General features: G+C 50.8%; 19 protein-coding genes. 9 read left to right on the top strand and 10 right to left on the bottom strand.

Annotation, left to right across the window (positions count from 1 at the left end; all coding sequences use genetic code 11):
- Positions 1-36 precede the first annotated feature (36 nt).
- The 3 genes from spoT to gmk are packed head-to-tail and all read right to left on the bottom strand — an operon-like array spanning position 37 to position 3,126.
- Positions 37-2,154 (bottom strand): bifunctional GTP diphosphokinase/guanosine-3',5'-bis pyrophosphate 3'-pyrophosphohydrolase, encoded by a 2,118-nt coding sequence (gene spoT, locus IBT47_RS18875; RefSeq protein WP_200562139.1) that lies wholly within the window; start codon positions 2,152-2,154, stop codon positions 37-39.
- Positions 2,155-2,173: 19 nt separating this feature from the next.
- Positions 2,174-2,449: a DNA-directed RNA polymerase subunit omega gene (gene rpoZ / locus IBT47_RS18870; RefSeq protein ID WP_105594422.1), complete on the bottom strand. Its 276-nt coding sequence runs from the start codon at positions 2,447-2,449 to the stop codon at positions 2,174-2,176.
- Positions 2,450-2,502: 53 nt separating this feature from the next.
- Complete coding sequence (gmk, locus tag IBT47_RS18865) at positions 2,503-3,126, bottom strand: guanylate kinase (RefSeq protein ID WP_200547502.1); 624 nt, start codon at positions 3,124-3,126, stop codon at positions 2,503-2,505.
- A gap of 259 nt (positions 3,127-3,385) precedes the next feature.
- Between gmk and ligB the strand changes: the two genes are divergently transcribed.
- Positions 3,386-5,062, top strand: a complete 1,677-nt coding sequence (gene ligB, locus IBT47_RS18860) for an NAD-dependent DNA ligase LigB (RefSeq protein ID WP_200562137.1) — start codon at positions 3,386-3,388, stop codon at positions 5,060-5,062.
- A gap of 11 nt (positions 5,063-5,073) precedes the next feature.
- On the opposite strand, the gene IBT47_RS18855 is transcribed toward ligB, so the two are convergent.
- A complete protein-coding gene (locus IBT47_RS18855; protein ID WP_200547500.1) occupies positions 5,074-5,691 on the bottom strand; it encodes a trimeric intracellular cation channel family protein in 618 nt (205 codons plus the stop codon).
- Between the two features lie 769 nt (positions 5,692-6,460).
- On the opposite strand from IBT47_RS18855, the gene IBT47_RS18850 reads away from it, so the two are divergent.
- Positions 6,461-7,105: a response regulator transcription factor gene (locus tag IBT47_RS18850; protein WP_200547499.1), complete on the top strand. Its 645-nt coding sequence runs from the start codon at positions 6,461-6,463 to the stop codon at positions 7,103-7,105.
- A gap of 491 nt (positions 7,106-7,596) precedes the next feature.
- On the opposite strand, the gene IBT47_RS18845 is transcribed toward IBT47_RS18850, so the two are convergent.
- A complete protein-coding gene (locus IBT47_RS18845) occupies positions 7,597-7,935 on the bottom strand; it encodes a zinc ribbon domain-containing protein YjdM (RefSeq protein WP_200562135.1) in 339 nt (112 codons plus the stop codon).
- A gap of 162 nt (positions 7,936-8,097) precedes the next feature.
- A complete protein-coding gene (locus tag IBT47_RS18840; RefSeq protein WP_200562133.1) occupies positions 8,098-8,961 on the bottom strand; it encodes a YicC/YloC family endoribonuclease in 864 nt (287 codons plus the stop codon).
- Positions 8,962-9,143: 182 nt separating this feature from the next.
- On the opposite strand from IBT47_RS18840, the gene IBT47_RS18835 reads away from it, so the two are divergent.
- Positions 9,144-9,569: a DUF3574 domain-containing protein gene (locus IBT47_RS18835; RefSeq protein WP_200562131.1), complete on the top strand. Its 426-nt coding sequence runs from the start codon at positions 9,144-9,146 to the stop codon at positions 9,567-9,569.
- Positions 9,570-9,620: 51 nt separating this feature from the next.
- On the opposite strand, the gene IBT47_RS18830 is transcribed toward IBT47_RS18835, so the two are convergent.
- Positions 9,621-10,805: a NupC/NupG family nucleoside CNT transporter gene (locus IBT47_RS18830; RefSeq protein WP_200562129.1), complete on the bottom strand. Its 1,185-nt coding sequence runs from the start codon at positions 10,803-10,805 to the stop codon at positions 9,621-9,623.
- A 213-nt stretch (positions 10,806-11,018) separates the two neighbouring features.
- Between IBT47_RS18830 and rph the strand changes: the two genes are divergently transcribed.
- Positions 11,019-11,735, top strand: coding sequence for a ribonuclease PH (rph, locus tag IBT47_RS18825; protein WP_105594430.1), 717 nt, complete (start codon positions 11,019-11,021; stop codon positions 11,733-11,735).
- A gap of 58 nt (positions 11,736-11,793) precedes the next feature.
- Complete coding sequence (gene pyrE, locus IBT47_RS18820; RefSeq protein WP_105594431.1) at positions 11,794-12,435, top strand: orotate phosphoribosyltransferase; 642 nt, start codon at positions 11,794-11,796, stop codon at positions 12,433-12,435.
- 63 nt (positions 12,436-12,498) lie between these two features.
- On the opposite strand, the gene slmA is transcribed toward pyrE, so the two are convergent.
- The 3 genes from slmA to coaBC all read right to left on the bottom strand — a co-directional run bounded on the left by slmA (position 12,499) and on the right by coaBC (position 14,861).
- Positions 12,499-13,095, bottom strand: a complete 597-nt coding sequence (gene slmA, locus IBT47_RS18815; protein ID WP_105594432.1) for a nucleoid occlusion factor SlmA — start codon at positions 13,093-13,095, stop codon at positions 12,499-12,501.
- Positions 13,096-13,210: 115 nt separating this feature from the next.
- Positions 13,211-13,669 (bottom strand): dUTP diphosphatase, encoded by a 459-nt coding sequence (dut, locus tag IBT47_RS18810; RefSeq protein ID WP_200562127.1) that lies wholly within the window; start codon positions 13,667-13,669, stop codon positions 13,211-13,213.
- On the bottom strand, positions 13,647-14,861 hold the full coding sequence (gene coaBC, locus IBT47_RS18805) for a bifunctional phosphopantothenoylcysteine decarboxylase/phosphopantothenate--cysteine ligase CoaBC (RefSeq protein ID WP_105594433.1): 1,215 nt from the start codon (positions 14,859-14,861) through the stop codon (positions 13,647-13,649). The genes dut and coaBC overlap by 23 nt, the downstream gene beginning before the upstream one ends.
- A 194-nt stretch (positions 14,862-15,055) precedes the next feature.
- On the opposite strand from coaBC, the gene radC reads away from it, so the two are divergent.
- The 4 genes from radC to mutM all read left to right on the top strand — a co-directional run bounded on the left by radC (position 15,056) and on the right by mutM (position 17,357).
- On the top strand, positions 15,056-15,727 hold the full coding sequence (gene radC / locus IBT47_RS18800) for a DNA repair protein RadC (protein ID WP_200562125.1): 672 nt from the start codon (positions 15,056-15,058) through the stop codon (positions 15,725-15,727).
- Between the two features lie 296 nt (positions 15,728-16,023).
- Positions 16,024-16,260, top strand: coding sequence for a 50S ribosomal protein L28 (rpmB, locus tag IBT47_RS18795; protein WP_105594435.1), 237 nt, complete (start codon positions 16,024-16,026; stop codon positions 16,258-16,260).
- Positions 16,261-16,276: 16 nt separating this feature from the next.
- On the top strand, positions 16,277-16,444 hold the full coding sequence (gene rpmG / locus IBT47_RS18790) for a 50S ribosomal protein L33 (RefSeq protein ID WP_001051798.1): 168 nt from the start codon (positions 16,277-16,279) through the stop codon (positions 16,442-16,444).
- Positions 16,445-16,547: 103 nt separating this feature from the next.
- Positions 16,548-17,357: a bifunctional DNA-formamidopyrimidine glycosylase/DNA-(apurinic or apyrimidinic site) lyase gene (gene mutM, locus IBT47_RS18785; protein ID WP_200562123.1), complete on the top strand. Its 810-nt coding sequence runs from the start codon at positions 16,548-16,550 to the stop codon at positions 17,355-17,357.
- Position 17,358: the final 1 nt, after the last annotated feature.

Here is a 17,358-nt window from a genome sequence, read left to right as displayed (position 1 = left end):
GTGAAAGGCGACAGGAGCGGATCGGCGCTCCTGTCCTCAGTTGCGGTTACGATGCACCTTGATGACATCCGGCATTACGCGGATTTTACGCATAATGTTAGCCAGATGAACACGATCGCGTGCCGTCAAACGGATAAAGGCGCTGTATACGCGGCCATCTTTTTCTTCGGTATTCAGACTCTGAATATTAGAGCCCGCGGTGTTAATTGCCGCAGTCAGATTGGCCAGTGCACCTTGGTGGTTAAACATATCCACTTTGATTTCGGCAACAAATTCCTGCTCGGTAACCTTGTCCCACTCAACAGCCATGAATTTCTCAGGCTCTTTCTGATAACCGCGGATATTTCGGCAGGATTCATGGTGTACCACTAATCCTTTACCCGGGCTAACGTGGGCGACGATTGGGTCACCAGGAATCGGACGGCAGCATTTGGCGAAGGTAATCAGTACGCCGTCAGCACCTTTAATCGGCAGCTTGCTGCGCGAAGGTGAGGACGCTGGCGTTTCAGCCGGAACAGCGTCGCTGTGCTGCAGATTTTTCGCTACGACCACGCTCATTGCGTTACCGAGGCCGATTTCCGCCAGCAGATCGTCAAGCGTGGCGAGCTTCATACGCTCAAGCTCGTGCTGGACATTGGCTTCAGGTATTTCGGCCAGCTTGCGGCTGCCGCCAAGAGCATGGTTAAGCAGACGTCGGCCTAGGCTGACGGAATCATCGCGCTTCAGGTTTTTCAGCAGCTGACGAATTTTGGCGCGCGCTTTTGAGCTGACGACAAAGTTCAGCCACGCCGCATTCGGGCGAGCACCTGGCGCGGTAATAATCTCTACCGTCTGTCCGCTGGTCAGCGATTGCGACAGTGGGTAAGGCTGGCGATCGACACGAGCACCGACGCAGGCATGGCCGATATCGGTATGCACCGCATAGGCGAAATCGACCGGTGTTGCTCCGGCGGGGAGTTCAACAATACGCCCTTCCGGGGTGAATACGTAAATTTCATCCGGGAACAGGTCGGATTTAACGCTCTCAATAAACTCAAAGGAGCTTCCGGCACTTTGTTGCAGTTCCAGCAGACTTTGCAGCCAGCGCTGGGCGCGAATTTGTGCGGTTGTGCTGCTTTCACCCTGTTCTTTATAAGCCCAGTGCGCTGCCACCCCCATCTCTGCCATCTGATCCATATCTTCAGTACGGATCTGGACTTCCACCGGCACACCGTGTGGGCCGATCATCGAGGTATGCAGCGACTGATAGCCGTTAGCTTTGGGAATCGCGATGTAGTCTTTGACTCGCCCCGGGCGCGGCTTATACAGGCTGTGCATTTGGCCGAGAACGCGATAGCAGGTATCCATATCATGCACGATCACCCGAAAAGCGTAGATATCCATAATGGAATGGAAGCGCTGTTCTTTCAGGTGCATTTTGCAATAGATGGAATAAAGGTGTTTTTCTCTACCGCTTACGCGGCAGGGAATACCGGCTTCCTGCAGACGACCGTCGATTTCGGAGAGGATCTTTTGAATCATCTCTTTACGGTTGCCGCGCGCGGCCTTCACCACTTCTTTGATCACCCGATAGCGATTCGGATACAGAGCTTCAAAGCCCAGTTCCTCCAGCTCGGTTTTCAAATGGTGAATACCCAGGCGGTGCGCCAGAGGGCTGTATATTTCCAGCGTTTCCAAAGCGATACGCCGGCGTTTGTCCGGACGTAAAGAACCCAGCGTGCGCATATTGTGCGTACGGTCAGCCAGCTTGATGAGAATGACGCGGATATCCTGCACCATCGCCATGATCATTTTGCGGAAGTTCTCCGCCTGCGCTTCTTTCTTGTCGCGGAATTTCAGCTTATCAAGTTTGGATACGCCTTCGACCAGCTCAGCAACGCTTTTGCCGAAAAGCTGTTCCATATCCTGATAGGTAGCGGGGGTGTCTTCGATAACATCGTGCAGCAGCGCAGCCATGAGCGTTTCATGGTCGAGCTTCATCTCTGCCAGGATGCAGGCAACGGCGACAGGGTGAGTAATATAGGGTTCACCGCTGGAGCGTGTCTGTCCCTCGTGAGCATCACGTGCGACAAGATAAGCTTGCTTGAGGCGCTTTATCTGCTCCTCAGGCAAGTATTTTTCAATCAGCTGATTGAGGCTTTCAAACAGATACAAGGCGAGCCTTCAGATCCGATTAACGACGACCTTCAGCGATAGCGGTAACAGCCTGAATTTCAGCGGCTTCCTGCTCTTGCTGTTCCTGACGATCGCGCACGTCAAGGATTTGATTAGTGATCAGACCCTCTTCGATTTCGCGCAGTGCGATAACGGTAGATTTATCGTTTTCTTCTGGAACCAGTGGATCTTTACCACCAACCTGCATCTGACGTGCGCGACGTGCTGCCACCAGAACCAGGTCAAAACGGTTACCAATTTTTTCTACTGCGTCCTGTACGGTTACGCGTGCCATAAGTGTGATACTCCACGGGTGAAGAAATGACTGGGCATCATACTGAGTTGTCCTCAGTCTGCCAATAGTTTGCTAATTAAAGCATCGTGGCGGGCTTTTTGACGGCCCATGCGCAGACGCTCGGCGCGAATGATTGTTTTCAGATCGGACAGAGCCAGATCGAAATCATCATTCACAATTAAATAATCGTATTCGGCATAGTGGCTCATTTCGGCCACGGCCTGCTCCATACGTTTGGTAATCACCTCTTCACTGTCCTGTCCCCGCCCACGCAGGCGGCGGTCCAGCTCATCTTTTGACGGTGGCAATACGAAGATGCTGCGCGAGGCTGGCATTTTCTGACGGATCTGCTTCGCGCCCTGCCAGTCAATATCAAGAAAAACATCAACACCGGTAGCCAGAACCTGCTCAATCGCTTTGCGGGATGTTCCGTAATAATTACCGAAAACCTCCGCATGTTCGAGAAACGCATCGTCACTAATCATGGAACGAAATTCGTCATGGTTGACGAAATAATAGTGCTCACCATGATTTTCACCGGGCCGCATACCGCGAGTGGTATGTGAAATAGAGACCTGAGTGTCGTACAACGGTTGCGTTTTTAACAGTGCCTGAATCAGGCTGGATTTACCCGCGCCGCTAGGGGCGGAAACAATATAAAGCGTGCCTTGAGCCATGATTATTCTTGATATGCCAATAAAGCGGAGTCTACTTCCTGCACAGTATACACATGTGCAGCCCTTCATGCAGCGTTTCGGCTGAGTAATGCGCCATTTTATCCGAAAACGGATAGCATCACGCAAAATTTTGCCTTGAAGCCCGGCGTTGCAGCATTAGTTTCAGCATCTGTTTCCAGAACCTTTTTTCGCAGCTCGCCAGTCTGCCTTTGATGCGTTTTACTGCAGCCTGTCGGTGGTTCTGATAAGAGAGGCTGGGATGCGATTTCTGATTTTGGTGATTGGATTACTAAGTACAATTGCACAGGCACAGTGTCCGGTTTGGACTCCTGCACGGCAAATCAGTGAAATGGCCGCGCTGGAAAATCAGCTTAAACAATGGGATGACGCTTATCATCGTCAGGGAGTGAGTTTAGTCACTGATGAACGTTATGACGCTTTACAGTCAAGGATGCAGAGTTGGCAACGCTGCTTTCAGCCCGATAGCGGTTTGCGCCAGCCCCAGTTAACCACGAATGGAAAAGCCCTTCATCCCGTTGCTCATGTCGGGGTGAAAAAGCTCAGGGATAAATTAGCACTGGTCGATTGGATGGGAGCCCGGCACGATTTATGGGTACAGCCAAAAATAGACGGTGTTGCCATTACGCTGGTCTATCAGAATGGCAAATTGCATCAAGCGATCAGTCGGGGCGATGGGCTGCGTGGTGAAGACTGGACGGAAAAAGCCCGGCGTATAGCTGCTATACCGCAATCCATACCGTTCCGCGAGGCACAAACCGTTTTCCAGGGTGAGCTGTATTTGTTGATGACCGGGCATCAACAGGCATTGCATGGGGGAAAGAATGCGCGTTCGAAGGTTGCCGGTGCCCTGATGGCAAAACAACCCACCGATGAACTGCGTAATATTGGATTGTTTATCTGGGCCTGGCCGAATGGCCCGAGCAATATGATGCAGCGTCTTGAGGGTATTCGCGATGCGGGCTTTCCAGATGTCAGCACCTGGACCCGGCAGGTTGAGGATGCTGATGCTGTGCAAATGTGGCGTAAGCGCTGGTTTGAAACATCATTACCTTTTGTGACTGACGGCGTCGTGGTGCACAGCGAGCCGGGAGTTCAGGGCAGTAGCTGGATGCCCGATCTGGGTAGTTGGGCAGTAGCCTGGAAATATCCACCGCCAGAAGTGAGTACTGAGGTACAAGCTGTGAGATTCACCATCGGGCGAAGTGGAAAAATCAGCGTGATTTTAGACCTCGAACCCGTACAACTTGATGATAAGCGGGTGGGCCGGGTTAGCATTGGTTCTCTATCTCGCTGGCGCGAAAAAGACATCGTTGCTGGCGATCAGGTGAGTATTAGCCTGGCTGGGCAGGGAATACCTCGACTCAATGAGGTCGTCTGGCGCGTAAGCAAGCGCGATTACCCATCCCCACCGGATGAGCAACGGTACACTATGCTCAGCTGTTTCCAACTGACCGCGGATTGCAATGAACAGTTTCTGGCTCGTCTTGAATGGCTTGGCGGTAGACAGGCACTTAACTTGACGGGCCTGGGCCGCAGCGGCTGGCAGCGACTGATTCAGACAGGCAGCATGAATCATCTTTTTTCATGGATGACGCTGACCGAGGAGAGGTTACAAGCGTCGGTTGGAATGAGCCAGCATATGGCGCATTTTTTCTGGCAGCAGTTTCAGCTTAGCCGTCAGCAGCCTTTTAAACGCTGGGTCAGAGCACTGGGCGTTCCGATACCTGAATCGGCATTACGGACGCTAGTGGATGACAGCTGGGAGGTACTCCTGTCACGAACGGAGAAGCAGTGGCAGCAGCTCCCGGGTATTGGCGTGGGTCTGGCACGCCAGATTAGTGATTTTCTTAATCATCGTGACGTGCAGGAGATGATAGCCTGGTTGATGCAATCCGAACTGAGAATACGGCCCTGAGAGCGAGAGCTTCAGTGGTCGCCGTGCGGATAATTGAAAACGGGTAAACCCAGTTTGAAACGCAGTGCCAGCAGGCGTGCTATAAATCCACAAATCAGGGTGATGATGACGACTGTTTCCATGGCCAGTGCTGTTTTTAACAACAGGATATAAACCCATCCGGAGGCAAATGCGATCCCCGCATAGAGCTCTTTTTGAAAAACAAGTGGAATACGATTGCAAAACATATCGCGCAGAACGCCACCAAAGACTCCGGTGACGACAGCGCTGATAGCGGCAATGATGCCAGCATATCCCATGTCCAGTGCAACCTGTGCCCCCAGAATTGAAAAAACGACCAGGCCCAGCGCATCAAGTACGAGAAAAACCTTACGTAAATGCGGCATGAGGGGGGCGGCCAGCGTCGTGATAACCGCCGCAGCGGCGACGATCATGATGTACTCAGGGTGTTTTACCCATCCCAGGGGATAGTGGCCAAGCAGCATGTCCCGCACCGATCCCCCACCAATCGCCGTGACTGAGGCGATAATGATAACGCCGAACATGTCCATTTTACGGCGGCCCGCAGCAAGTGCTCCGGTCATGGCTTCGGCAGTAATGCCGATAATGTAAAGTACGGTGAGTAACATAGTCTGCTCCTGGATAGAGGCCGCAAGCCTAAGGGGTTATGCAGCTTTCGGCGACTGAATTTTTCTCAGGGAGAGACTAATGTATTAGTTTTAATAATTGCCTGAGTAATTTTAATGATGAATTTTGTGTTAAGTTGTTGAATTTTTGATGTTTAAATTTTATTTTGTTTCTTTTTCCTGCCAGCATGCATTAATAAAAATTATTCTGAATTTCATGGTGTGTGACGTTGAGTGCGTACGGCCCGATGTTGAATTTTTCTCGTACTGACCAGTGTAGAAGATTCATGACATATATACACGAACGCGTTATTCGAATTGGTAAAGGGTAGCGATAATTATTGATTTAAGTCGGCGATCGCAAAATTTCATTATTACTTGTTCGTTTTCTCATGGTTATTTTTTTTTGACCTTTCTGGCTGTGTTGGGTAGAAAAATGTATACTCCTGAATTAATCTCATTAGGATATTCTTCTGCGGTTAAATTAATTCTTAAGAGGTAGTCTATGCATTGATGTAATTAGTAGGTAAAGTGATTTTATGCGTTGCACTGCTACCATGGAATTATCTGGTATGCGTTTGATCTGTTTTGAGGGCCCTAATCTAAAACAATTTTGTTATGATTCAGTAAATGCTCGGTTATGGCTGTTTGCTCAACGCCGTACGGTGTTAATACATGGATTTACTACAAGTTGCAGTCTGAATGACGATAAAACGTTAACTTGTTATCGAATCATAGGGGACATTATGATGATATTTTATCGGGAGGGAGTATGCATAATAGATACACAGTAACCATATCTGATGATCATCCACATATTTTGTATTCGCTGAAGATGCTTTTTTCTGGCAATGATAAATTTCTTATCACGAATGAGGCTGTCTGTGGTAAAGACTTGTTATCTGCCTTGTCTGCCAGGCCAACAGATATCGTCATTACTGACTTCTCTTTGGGGTCGGACCGTTCGACAATTGATGGTTTTACTAAGTTAAGAGCTCTGCACGGTCGTTTTCCTGATGTGAAAATTGTTTTACTGACTTCGCAAAAAAATACGGCAATTTTAAGAAAGGCGAGCGATTATGGTGTCAAAGCCGTAGTAAGTAAGTGCGATAGTGTGGAAGAAACCGTGTTGGCTTGTCATCATGTTATTAGCCAGCAAGAGTGCTATTACTCATCATCTTTCAACTATCTGAAAGTATCCTCCAGCAAAGGCAGTGAGCGGGGTAGCACACTGACACCTAAAGAGCTGGAAGTCGTCCGGTTGTTTTCATCGGGCTATTCGCTTGCAGAAATTGCACAGCGCCAGAATCGGACAATCAGCACGATTTCGACTCAAAAGTATAACGCGATGCGTCGCCTGGGCGTTTCATCAAACATTGAATTAATCCGTTATGCTTATGCGCAAGGACTGATCTGAACTAATTATATCCGGAAAATTTCTGTTTTTCTGGAAACTAACTTTATCAATAATAACATATTTGTTTTTTTGTTTTTTTGTTTTTGAGAGTCAGTATTGTATTGCTCTTTGTTATTTCTCAACAATGTGTCTGGGTTATTTTAACGATTTATTTAGTATAAGTACGGTTCATTAGTTGCAAAAGTTAATGTGGCAAGTTCCATCCCTACAGAGATGATGGTCACTTTTATCTGAAAGTATTAAGGCGATAAAATGAGATGAATTTGATGGGTTTGGCATTGGTGATAAATTGTCAAAAGATGCTCGTTTCATAAAAAAGAGTTGATAAAATTCTTATCGGAAAGGAATCGTTATTTAATAATGGAATAGTTTTTGTATAAAACAGTATGATTGCAAGTTATTATTGCAATATTACTGTGTTTTTTTAATTTTTCAGAAAAAACACGCATTAATACGAACAGGCCAGTAGCCTGAATGGCTACTGGCAACGATCAGCTCTTTTTAACAAATTCAGATTTCAACTTCATTTGTCCAAAGCCGTCAATTTTACAATCAATATTATGATCGCCTTCTACCAGACGGATACTTTTCACTTTGGTGCCAATTTTTAGCGGTGTTGAACTTCCTTTCACTTTCAGGTCTTTAATGACCGTCACGCTGTCGCCATCTGCCAGTAAATTACCATTGGCATCTTTAACGATAAGCCCCTCATCCGCACCACTGTCAGCACCATCAGCCCAGACATGACCGCATTCCGGGCAGTTAAGCATGTCTCCATCCTGCCAGCTGTATTCAGAGTGGCATTTAGGGCAGGGAGGTAAAGTTTGCATGGTTGAGCCTCAAATAAATCCATATTAAAAGAAGGGTGATAGTTTACCCTCTGAAGCATCTTCTTCCTACCATAAAAAAAACGCTATAAGCAGGCTTATAGCGTTAGGGTGTTGATTGAAGGTTCTTTGCTCTCTCAACCAGAAGAAATTGATGCAGAAAAGCTACTCAATGTTCTGAATCTGCTCGCGCATCTGCTCAATCAGCACCTTAAGCTCAATGGCCGATGCGGTGATTTCAGCATTAATCGATTTGGAGCCCAGTGTATTGGATTCACGGTTGAATTCCTGCATCATAAAGTCCAGACGGCGGCCAACTGCCTCTTTTTTCTTCAGGATGTTATAGGTTTCCTTCACGTGCGCTTCCAGGCGATCCAGCTCTTCGGCAACATCCACGCGCTGTGCCAGCATCACCAGTTCCTGCTCCAGTCGATTGTTTTCCAGCTGAACCTGCGCGTCTTCCAGACGGGCTACCAGGCGCTCGCGCTGCCATTTAAGAACATCTGGCATATGAGTGCGAACTTTGCTGACTTCTGAACTGACCCCTTCCAGACGCTGCTCAATAAGTGCCTTCAGTGCAGCACCTTCGACCTCACGAGCAGCAATAAAGTCGTCAATGGCACCATCGAGCAGAATTAATAGCTGTGCTGAGATGGCATCCAGATCCTGCTCTTCAGCCGACATCACTCCGGGCCAGCGCAGAATATCTACCGGGTTAATTTCACCCTCATCGCTTTGCATTTTGACCCAGTTAGCCGCTTGTACCAGTTGGATCGCCAGCTTTTCATTCAGCACCAGTGCACTCTGCGTACTGGGATCGGCGTCGAAACGCAGATTCACTTCCACTTTACCGCGAGTCAGCCGATTGCGGATGCGTTCGCGAATAGCCGGTTCCAGCCCGCGGAATTGCTCTGGCAGACGGATATACGTTTCAAGGTAGCGTTGGTTTACGGAACGCAGCTCCCAGGCGGCGCTGCCCCAATCGCCTTTGGTTTCACGGCGTGCGTAGGCGGTCATACTGCGGATCATTTTGCGTACTCGCTTAAGAGAAAGATGCCGGAAGTATAACGGCGCAGGCGCTGGCTTAACAGGTATTCAGTCAAAAGTCGGAGCAACGGCTGACGTTTTATCAACCAGAGATTAATATGTTAAGAATAATCCGGCCTGAGTGTCGGCCACTCGATCGCCATCGTCATTTACCAGGAGAGTCCATGTCTGCCCGCTTATTTTATTCTTCTTTTTTACTCTTAGCGCTCACGGGGTGCAGTGTGCCAGGCAAGGTGACAAGTACAGCGGCACCGACATGTGCGGCCGGTGAAGCGATGCAGCAGACAACGCTCTATTTTGGCCTGAACAGGCCGCACGGACAGGCGATTACTGAGGCTGAATGGCAGACGTTTGTTGATAAGGATGTTACGCCGCGCTTTAAAGATGGCCTGACGGTATTTAACGCGAAAGGACAGTGGCTGGGCAACGACGGAAAGCTCGCGCGTGAAGACAGCAAAGCGCTGATGCTGATTCATGCAACGGACCAGGGCAGTGAGCAGGGAATTGAAGCGTTGAGGGCGATTTACAAGCAGCGTTTTGCTCAGGATTCGGTTATGCGGGTTGATACACCCGCATGCGTAGCTTTCTGACCGGGGTTAACTTAATCCAGCAGCCCGGTACCGCAGTACCGGGCTGAACGCTTACAACACCAGTCCGGCGAAGGCGGCGGAAAGTAAACTGACCAGCGTGGAGCCATAGATCAGCTTCAGGCCGAAGCGTGATACTACATTCCCCTGCTGCTCGTTAAGTCCCTTGATGGCACCTGCCACAATACCGATGGAGGCAAAGTTAGCAAACGAAACCAGGAAGACGGACAGTATCCCCAACCCGCGCGGTGACAGTTCCGCTGCGATTTTTTTCAGTTCAATCATCGCGACAAACTCGTTGGTCACCAGCTTAGTGGCCATAATACTGGCGGCTTTCAGGGCATCGGTTGGTGGAATACCGATCAGCCAGGCAAACGGCCAGAAAATATAGCCAAGGATCTGCTGGAAGCTGATACCGAATACCGCAGCGAACAGTGCGTTAACCGCTGTGATTAGGGCAATAAATCCAATCAGCATGGCCAGGATAATCATCGCGACTTTAAAACCTGCGAGGATGTACTCGCCAAGCATCTCAAAGAAGCTCTGGTCTTCGTGCAGTTTTTCCAGCCGAATCTCGGGTTCATCACCCACCGGCGTCGGGTTAATAATCGACAGGATGATAAAGGTGCTAAACATGTTAAGCACCAGTGCGGCTACTACATAGCGCGGTTCAATCATCGACATGTAGGCACCGACAATCGACAGTGAAACGGTAGACATCGCGGCTGCGGCCATTGAGTAGAGGCGCCGCTCCGAAATCTCTGCCAGGATACCCTTATAGGCGATAAAGTTCTCTGACTGACCAAGGATTAAAGTACTGACGGCGTTGAATGACTCCAGCTTACCCATACCGTTGATTTTAGACAGCACGGTGCCAACAAACCGGATCAGCAGCGGCAGGATCTTCAGGTGCTGTAAAATACCGATGAGCGCAGAGATAAAGACGATTGGGCACAGTACGCCCAGGAAGATAAAAGCCAGCCCCTGCGAGCTCATGTTGCCAAACACAAAGTCGGTACCCTGTGCGGCATATTTCAACAGTACCTCGAAGAAGCCGGACACGGCACTCACTACGCTTAGTCCACCGGATGCGTGCAGGAAGAACCAGGCCAAAGCGCCTTCAATAACGACCAGCTGTAACAGTACGCGTGGACGAATTTTCTTTCGGTCGGAACTGAATAGCAGCGCCAGGCAGAAGATAATGGCCAGGGCCAGAATAAAATGTAAAACAGCAGTCATACGGACGGTCCCGCGTGAAGAGTCAATAAAGAGGGGCATTTAGCCATATCTCGATTATTTTTACATCCAGTTCCCGATTATCTTGCTGTTTTAAACGTTGATTATCTGCCAGTTGCATAACAGCGCGCGGATGAAGCTGCCTTCGATAGGCATTCACCAGTGAAATCCGTATAATGCGCAGCCAATTATAATTAGCTAGCCGGAGAACACACTATGCGTCCATCAGGCCGTAGCGCACATCAGGTGCGCCCCGTAACCCTGACCCGTCATTACACCAAACATGCAGAAGGCTCTGTGCTGGTTGAATTCGGTGATACCAAAGTACTGTGTACTGCAACGATTGAAGAGGGCGTTCCTCGTTTCCTGAAAGGTCAGGGGCAGGGATGGGTGACGGCTGAATACGGCATGCTGCCTCGCGCCACCCACAGCCGTAACGCCCGCGAAGCGGCGAAAGGTAAACAGGGCGGTCGCACGCTGGAGATCCAGCGTCTGATTGCTCGCTCCCTGCGCGCCGCGCTGGATCTGAAAGCACTGGGCGAATTTACCATCACCCTGGACTGCGACGTATTACAGGCCGACGGCGGTACGCGCACCGCATCCATCACCGGTGCATGCGTGGCATTGGCCGATGCACTGAATCACCTTGTTGCGATCGGCAAGCTGAAGGCCAATCCAATGAAAGGCATGGTTGCTGCCATTTCCGTTGGCATCGTAAACGGCGAAGCGCTGTGCGATCTGGAATATGTTGAAGATTCCGCTGCCGAAACGGATATGAACGTGGTGATGACCGAAGACGGTCGTATGATTGAAGTGCAGGGGACAGCAGAGGGCGAACCCTTCAGCCACGATGAGTTGCTCAAACTGCTTGAGCTGGCCCGGGGCGGCATTGACACACTGGTACAAGCGCAGAAAGCAGCGCTGAGTATCTGATTTTTCCAGGCGACCCAAGAGTCGCCTTTTTTTTGCCTGAATATTGAGGAATGACAACATGAAAGCCTGGCAGCGCCAATTTATCGAATTCGCCATCAACAAGCAGGTGCTGAAGTTTGGTGAGTTCACGCTGAAGTCAGGGCGTAAAAGCCCGTACTTCTTTAACGCAGGTCTGTTCAACACCGGTCGCGATCTGGCCCTGTTGGGCCGTTTCTATGCGCAGGCTCTGGTAGATTCAGGCATTGATTTCGATCTGCTGTTCGGCCCGGCCTACAAAGGTATCCCGATTGCTACCACCACTGCCGTTGCACTGGCCGATCATCACGATCGCGATGTGCCGTACTGCTTTAACCGAAAAGAGGCCAAAACTCACGGTGAAGGCGGCACGCTGGTTGGCAGCCCGCTGCAGGGTAAAGTGATGCTGGTGGATGATGTGATTACCGCTGGTACGGCGATCCGTGAGTCTATGGAGATCATTGCGGCGAACGAGGCGAGCCTGGCTGGTGTACTGATTTCCCTCGATCGTCAGGAACGCGGGCGCGGCGCCATTTCGGCTATCCAGGAAGTGGAGCGGGATTACGGCTGTAAGGTGATTTCGATTATCACGCTAAAAGAGTTAATCAGCTATCTGGAAGAGAAACCTGAGCTTGCCGACCACCTGGCGGCAGTTCGCGCCTACCGTAGCGAATACGGTATCTGAACCATCAGCTGACCTGAAAAGTCGATATGGGCTGGCCTCATTGCTGGGCCAGTCCACGTCGGTTTACACCAGCTGCATTGCGAACAGCGGCCAGCGAACTTCAAATTCCGCTGTCGGACGATAGCGAAACTCTGAGCGAACAAAACGCGAAAGCAGCCCTTCGCAAAAAGCCAGCAGCTGGCTGGCCAACAGCGTTTCATCCGTTGCGAACCCTTCGCCTTCACGCATTTTCTTTTCGCGCATTACCTGGCGAATTTGTACTTCAATACGCTCAAACAGCTGGTTGATACGCCCCTGCAGACGATCCTGTTCAAACATCAGCGCATGGCCGGTCAAAATTCGCGTTAAACCCGGATTACGCTCACCAAAGCCCAGAATCAACTGCGTGATAAGACGCAAACGCGGCAGCGTTTCTTTTTCGTCTTTCAAAATCAGATTGATGCGCGTAATCAGGCTGTCTTCGATAAATTCGATCAGGCTGTCAAACATCTTGGTCTTGCTGGGAAAATGACGGTAGAGCGCAGCTTCAGATACGCCAACGCTTGCCGCCAGTTTTGCGGTCGTTATCCGCTGGCTGCCATCACTTGATTCCAGCATCTGCGCCAGTGCCTGCAGGATTTCCTCGCGACGATTCCTTTTCGCACTCTTTTTTTCAACCATGTCTTAAAAGACCCCTGAAAAGATCACCATAAATGGGCACGAGCCCACGCAACGTCCGTGAGCCTGATGGCTCACGGCGAAAAAACGGGTTTCGTTTTACGGGAGCGGTGGTGAGTTACTGGCGACCAGAATGGCCGAAACCGCCTTCACCACGCACGCTGGTGTCAAAATCGTTGACCAGATTGAACTCAGCTTGCACCACAGGAACAAAGACCATCTGAGCAATACGCTCGCCGGGTTCGATAGTAAATGCGTCCTGGCCGCGGTTCCAGACGGAAACCATCAGCTGTCCCTGGTAGTCAGAATCAATCAGGCCAACCAGGTTGCCCAGCACCACGCCATGCTTATGCCCCAGGCCGGAACGCGGCAAAATCACTGCAGCCAGCGTCGGGTCGGCAATATGGATAGCTAACCCCGTTGGCACCAGCGTAGTCTGGCCCGGCTGCAGATCAATTGCGCCGTCAAGGCATGCGCGCAGATCAAGCCCGGCAGATCCAGAGGTCGCGTAGGTCGGCAGAGGGAATTCGTTGCCGACACGCGGATCTAAAATCTTAACGTCGATTTTTTTCATCATAATGGATGACTATCTCGTCTAGTAACTGTTGGCCAAGGAGAGACTTATCGCTGAGCGGTAAGATTTTATCTCCTTCCTGCCAAAAAAGGTGAAGAGCATTGGAATCGCTATTGAAACCCTGCCCGGCTTTGGCAACATTATTGGCGCAGATCAAGTCCAGATTCTTGCGCGCCCGTTTTTGTTGTGCGTATTCTTCCACATTCTGGGTTTCAGCAGCAAATCCTACCACGTAGGGGCGACCCTCGGCTAAAGCCGCCACGCCGGCGACAATATCAGGGTTTTTCACCATTTTCAGAGTAATTTCATCACCCTGTTTTTTGATTTTTTCTTCGGCAACCGCCGCGGCGCGATAATCAGCCACCGCTGCACAGCCGATGAAAATATGCTGCTTCGCCACCTGTTCCATCACGGCGTGCTGCATCTCAAGTGCCGTCGTGACGTCGATGCGTTTGACCCATGGTGGGGTAGGTAATTCAACAGGACCCGCCACCAGCGTAACGCTGGCTCCGCGTTTGGCTGCGGCTGCGGCGATGGCAAACCCCATTTTACCGGAGCTGTGATTGCTGATGAAGCGCACCGGGTCCAGTGCTTCGCGAGTTGGGCCCGCGGTGATCATAATATGAAGATGTTGCAGGTCATTGACAGGTGTGGCCCAGCTAACTGCCAGATCAACAATCGCTAATGGGTCAAGCATGCGTCCCGGTCCAACGTCACCGCAGGCCTGGCTGCCGCTGTCAGGGCCCCAGATCATCACACCACGCTGTGCCAGCTGCTGGATGTTATGCTGAGTGGGTAGCGCGCGATACATCTGCTGGTTCATGGCTGGCACAATCGCAACGGGAGCCGCCGTTGCCAGACAAATAGTGGTGACGAGGTCGTTAGCCATTCCGGCAGTAACGCGTGCGATAAGATCGGCAGTCGCCGGTGCCAGAATCACCAGATCTGCCCATTTCCCCAGTTCGATATGGCCCATCGCCGCTTCGGCAGCCGGATCGAGCAAATCATCCGATACCGGGAAACCGGAAACGGCCTGTAAGCTAAGTGGGGTGATAAAAGCTTTCGCAGCATCCGTCATCACCACGCGGACTTCTGCTCCGCGATCGCGGAGCCTGCGGACCAGCTCTGGCGTTTTATAGGCGGCAATACCGCCGCTGACGCCCAGAACAATCCGCTTTCCCGATAATCCCATCATCTGCCTTTCGCCTTCTGTTGAGCCTGCCCGGTAACTTTGTACCGCAATGCTGGATATTTTATCACATTCGATCGGGCTGGTTATTTTTCACCTGGGTCCCTTTGCGATCTGCCTCGTAAAGCCAGCGGTTAGTGATAGAAAACCACTGTATATAATGACATGCTTTTGCGTATTCAGGCAAGGAGACGCAGAAGATGGAAAATAAGTGGCAGGGGCTACCCCCGCGTGAAAAGTTGATCAAATTTGGAGCTTCAACATTGAGTGACTGTGAGCTGCTGGCCATTTTTTTGCGGACCGGCACGCGCGGAGTGCATGTGATGGAATTGTCGCAGCGCTTAATCGATCATTTTGGGTCGCTGTATCGACTGATGAATGCCAGGAAGGAGGAATTTCAGGCGGTAGGGGGGATAGGTCTCGCTAAATATGCGCAGATTCATGCCGTCGCTCAGCTGGCGAGGCGCTGTTTTACCTGTCAGGAAGCGCTGAAGAGCCATGCCGTGACAAGCTCTGAGCAAATGCTGGATTTTTTACACAGTTCGCTTGCTCATCGGGAGCGCGAGATCTTTCAGGTGATCTTTTTTGATAACCAGCACCGGGTTATCCATACCTGCGAGATGTTCAGCGGTACCATCAACAGCGTGGAAGTCCATCCGCGGGAAATTGTCCGCGAAGCCTTAAAGCGCAATGCGGCGGCACTGATTTTGGCTCACAATCATCCCTCCGGGCTGGCAAAACCAAGCCGTGCCGATCGTGATATTACCCAGCAAATCGTCCGTGCCTGCTCGTTGCTTAACATTCGTGTGCTTGACCATATCGTGATTGGGCGAGGTGAATATGTTTCTTTTGCCGAACTGGGGTGGATGTGAAAAATCGCCTTTTACTGCCCTCAATCACGAATGTCGGGCCGTTCAGCGTACAAAAACAGGCTGTTTCACATGCAATTAAGACGGTTACAGGCGATCCAGAGGGATCTTTATCTGTTCGGGACTTGAGCACTCGCGCTACAGGGCGTATACTACGCCACCTTTGAGAATCTCGGGTTTGGCGTTTGGGCCTGCTCAGCGGGTTCACATAGAACTCGCCTGGATAGGCTATTAGTCTGACGAGGCGGCCAAAACCTTATTTTTAAAGCTCGAGCTGATTTGATTTTTGGAGAATAGACATGTCACGAGTCTGCCAAGTAACTGGCAAGCGTCCGGTGACGGGTAACAACCGTTCCCACGCAATGAACGCGACGAAACGCCGTTTCCTGCCGAACCTGCACTCTCACCGTTTTTGGGTTGAGGGCGAAAAGCGCTTCGTTACACTACGCGTATCTGCCAAAGGCATGCGTGTAATTGATAAAAAGGGTATTGAGACGGTTCTGGCCGATCTGCGTACCCGCGGTGAGAAGTACTAAGGTAAGGAACTGAAACATGGCTAAAGGTATTCGTGAGAAGATCAAGCTGGTTTCTTCTGCTGGTACAGGTCACTTCTATACCACCACGAAGAACAAACGTACTAAGCCGGAAAAACTGGAACTGAAGAAATTCGATCCGGTTGTCCGCCAGCACGTGATCTACAAAGAAGCTAAGATTAAGTAATTAATCTCAGTTGAAAAACCCGGCTCCGGCCGGGTTTTTTTGTTTCTGAGTTTTGTATTAGAGTACTGCGTCATTATGTTGATAAGCCAACGGGAGCGGGAAGATGCCAGAATTACCAGAAGTAGAAACCAGCCGACGCGGAATTGAGCCACATCTGGTCGGCGCAACGATTCTGCACGCCGTGGTGCGTAATTCCCGCCTGCGCTGGCCCGTCTCACACGAAATACATGCTCTCAGCGATCAGCCTGTGCTCAGCGTGCAACGGCGTGCCAAATATCTGCTGCTGGAGCTGCCGACCGGATGGATTATCATCCACCTGGGCATGTCCGGCAGCCTGCGAATGCTTCCCCACGAACTGCCGCCGGCGAAGCATGACCACGTTGATCTGGTGATGAGTAACGGCAAAGTGCTGCGCTATACCGATCCGCGTCGCTTTGGTGCCTGGCTATGGTGTACCGATCTTACAGCCAGTTCGGTTCTCTCCCATCTCGGTCCTGAACCGCTGGAAGACAGTTTTAACGGTGCATATCTGTTTGCGAAATCGCGCGGTAAACGTACGGCGATCAAACCCTGGCTGATGGACAACAAGCTGGTGGTGGGGGTGGGCAATATCTACGCCAGTGAATCTCTGTTCGTTGCCGGGATCCATCCCGATCGTCCTGCCATGGCGCTCAATGAGCCTGAAGCAGAGCTGCTGGTAGCCACCATCAAGGCCGTGCTGCTGCGTTCAATCGAACAGGGTGGTACTACGCTGCGGGATTTTCTGCAGAGCGACGGGAAGCCCGGCTACTTTGCTCAGGAGCTACAGGTGTATGGGCGGGCGGGAGAACCGTGCCGCGCGTGCGGCACGCCGATAGAAAGCAGTAAACACGCTCAGAGAAGCACCTTCTTCTGTCCGCGCTGCCAGAAATAGA

The sequence above is a fragment of the Erwinia sp. S43 genome (genome assembly GCF_016624745.1).
Taxonomy (GTDB): domain Bacteria; phylum Pseudomonadota; class Gammaproteobacteria; order Enterobacterales; family Enterobacteriaceae; genus Erwinia; species Erwinia coffeiphila.
Note: the sequence above shows the minus strand (reverse complement) of the source record. Positions and strands in the feature narration are given on the sequence as shown.

Coding starts and splice junctions, on each gene's coding strand:
- rpoZ (WP_105594422.1), bottom strand. CDS start 2,449: ATGGCACGCGTAACCGTACAGGACGCAGTAGAAAAAATTGGTAACCGT.
- gmk (WP_200547502.1), bottom strand. CDS start 3,126: ATGGCTCAAGGCACGCTTTATATTGTTTCCGCCCCTAGCGGCGCGGGT.
- ligB (WP_200562137.1), top strand. CDS start 3,386: ATGCGATTTCTGATTTTGGTGATTGGATTACTAAGTACAATTGCACAG.
- IBT47_RS18855 (WP_200547500.1), bottom strand. CDS start 5,691: ATGTTACTCACCGTACTTTACATTATCGGCATTACTGCCGAAGCCATG.
- IBT47_RS18850 (WP_200547499.1), top strand. CDS start 6,461: ATGCATAATAGATACACAGTAACCATATCTGATGATCATCCACATATT.
- IBT47_RS18845 (WP_200562135.1), bottom strand. CDS start 7,935: ATGCAAACTTTACCTCCCTGCCCTAAATGCCACTCTGAATACAGCTGG.
- IBT47_RS18840 (WP_200562133.1), bottom strand. CDS start 8,961: ATGATCCGCAGTATGACCGCCTACGCACGCCGTGAAACCAAAGGCGAT.
- IBT47_RS18835 (WP_200562131.1), top strand. CDS start 9,144: ATGTCTGCCCGCTTATTTTATTCTTCTTTTTTACTCTTAGCGCTCACG.
- IBT47_RS18830 (WP_200562129.1), bottom strand. CDS start 10,805: ATGACTGCTGTTTTACATTTTATTCTGGCCCTGGCCATTATCTTCTGC.
- rph (WP_105594430.1), top strand. CDS start 11,019: ATGCGTCCATCAGGCCGTAGCGCACATCAGGTGCGCCCCGTAACCCTG.
- pyrE (WP_105594431.1), top strand. CDS start 11,794: ATGAAAGCCTGGCAGCGCCAATTTATCGAATTCGCCATCAACAAGCAG.
- slmA (WP_105594432.1), bottom strand. CDS start 13,095: ATGGTTGAAAAAAAGAGTGCGAAAAGGAATCGTCGCGAGGAAATCCTG.
- dut (WP_200562127.1), bottom strand. CDS start 13,669: ATGATGAAAAAAATCGACGTTAAGATTTTAGATCCGCGTGTCGGCAAC.
- coaBC (WP_105594433.1), bottom strand. CDS start 14,861: ATGATGGGATTATCGGGAAAGCGGATTGTTCTGGGCGTCAGCGGCGGT.
- radC (WP_200562125.1), top strand. CDS start 15,056: ATGGAAAATAAGTGGCAGGGGCTACCCCCGCGTGAAAAGTTGATCAAA.
- rpmB (WP_105594435.1), top strand. CDS start 16,024: ATGTCACGAGTCTGCCAAGTAACTGGCAAGCGTCCGGTGACGGGTAAC.
- rpmG (WP_001051798.1), top strand. CDS start 16,277: ATGGCTAAAGGTATTCGTGAGAAGATCAAGCTGGTTTCTTCTGCTGGT.
- mutM (WP_200562123.1), top strand. CDS start 16,548: ATGCCAGAATTACCAGAAGTAGAAACCAGCCGACGCGGAATTGAGCCA.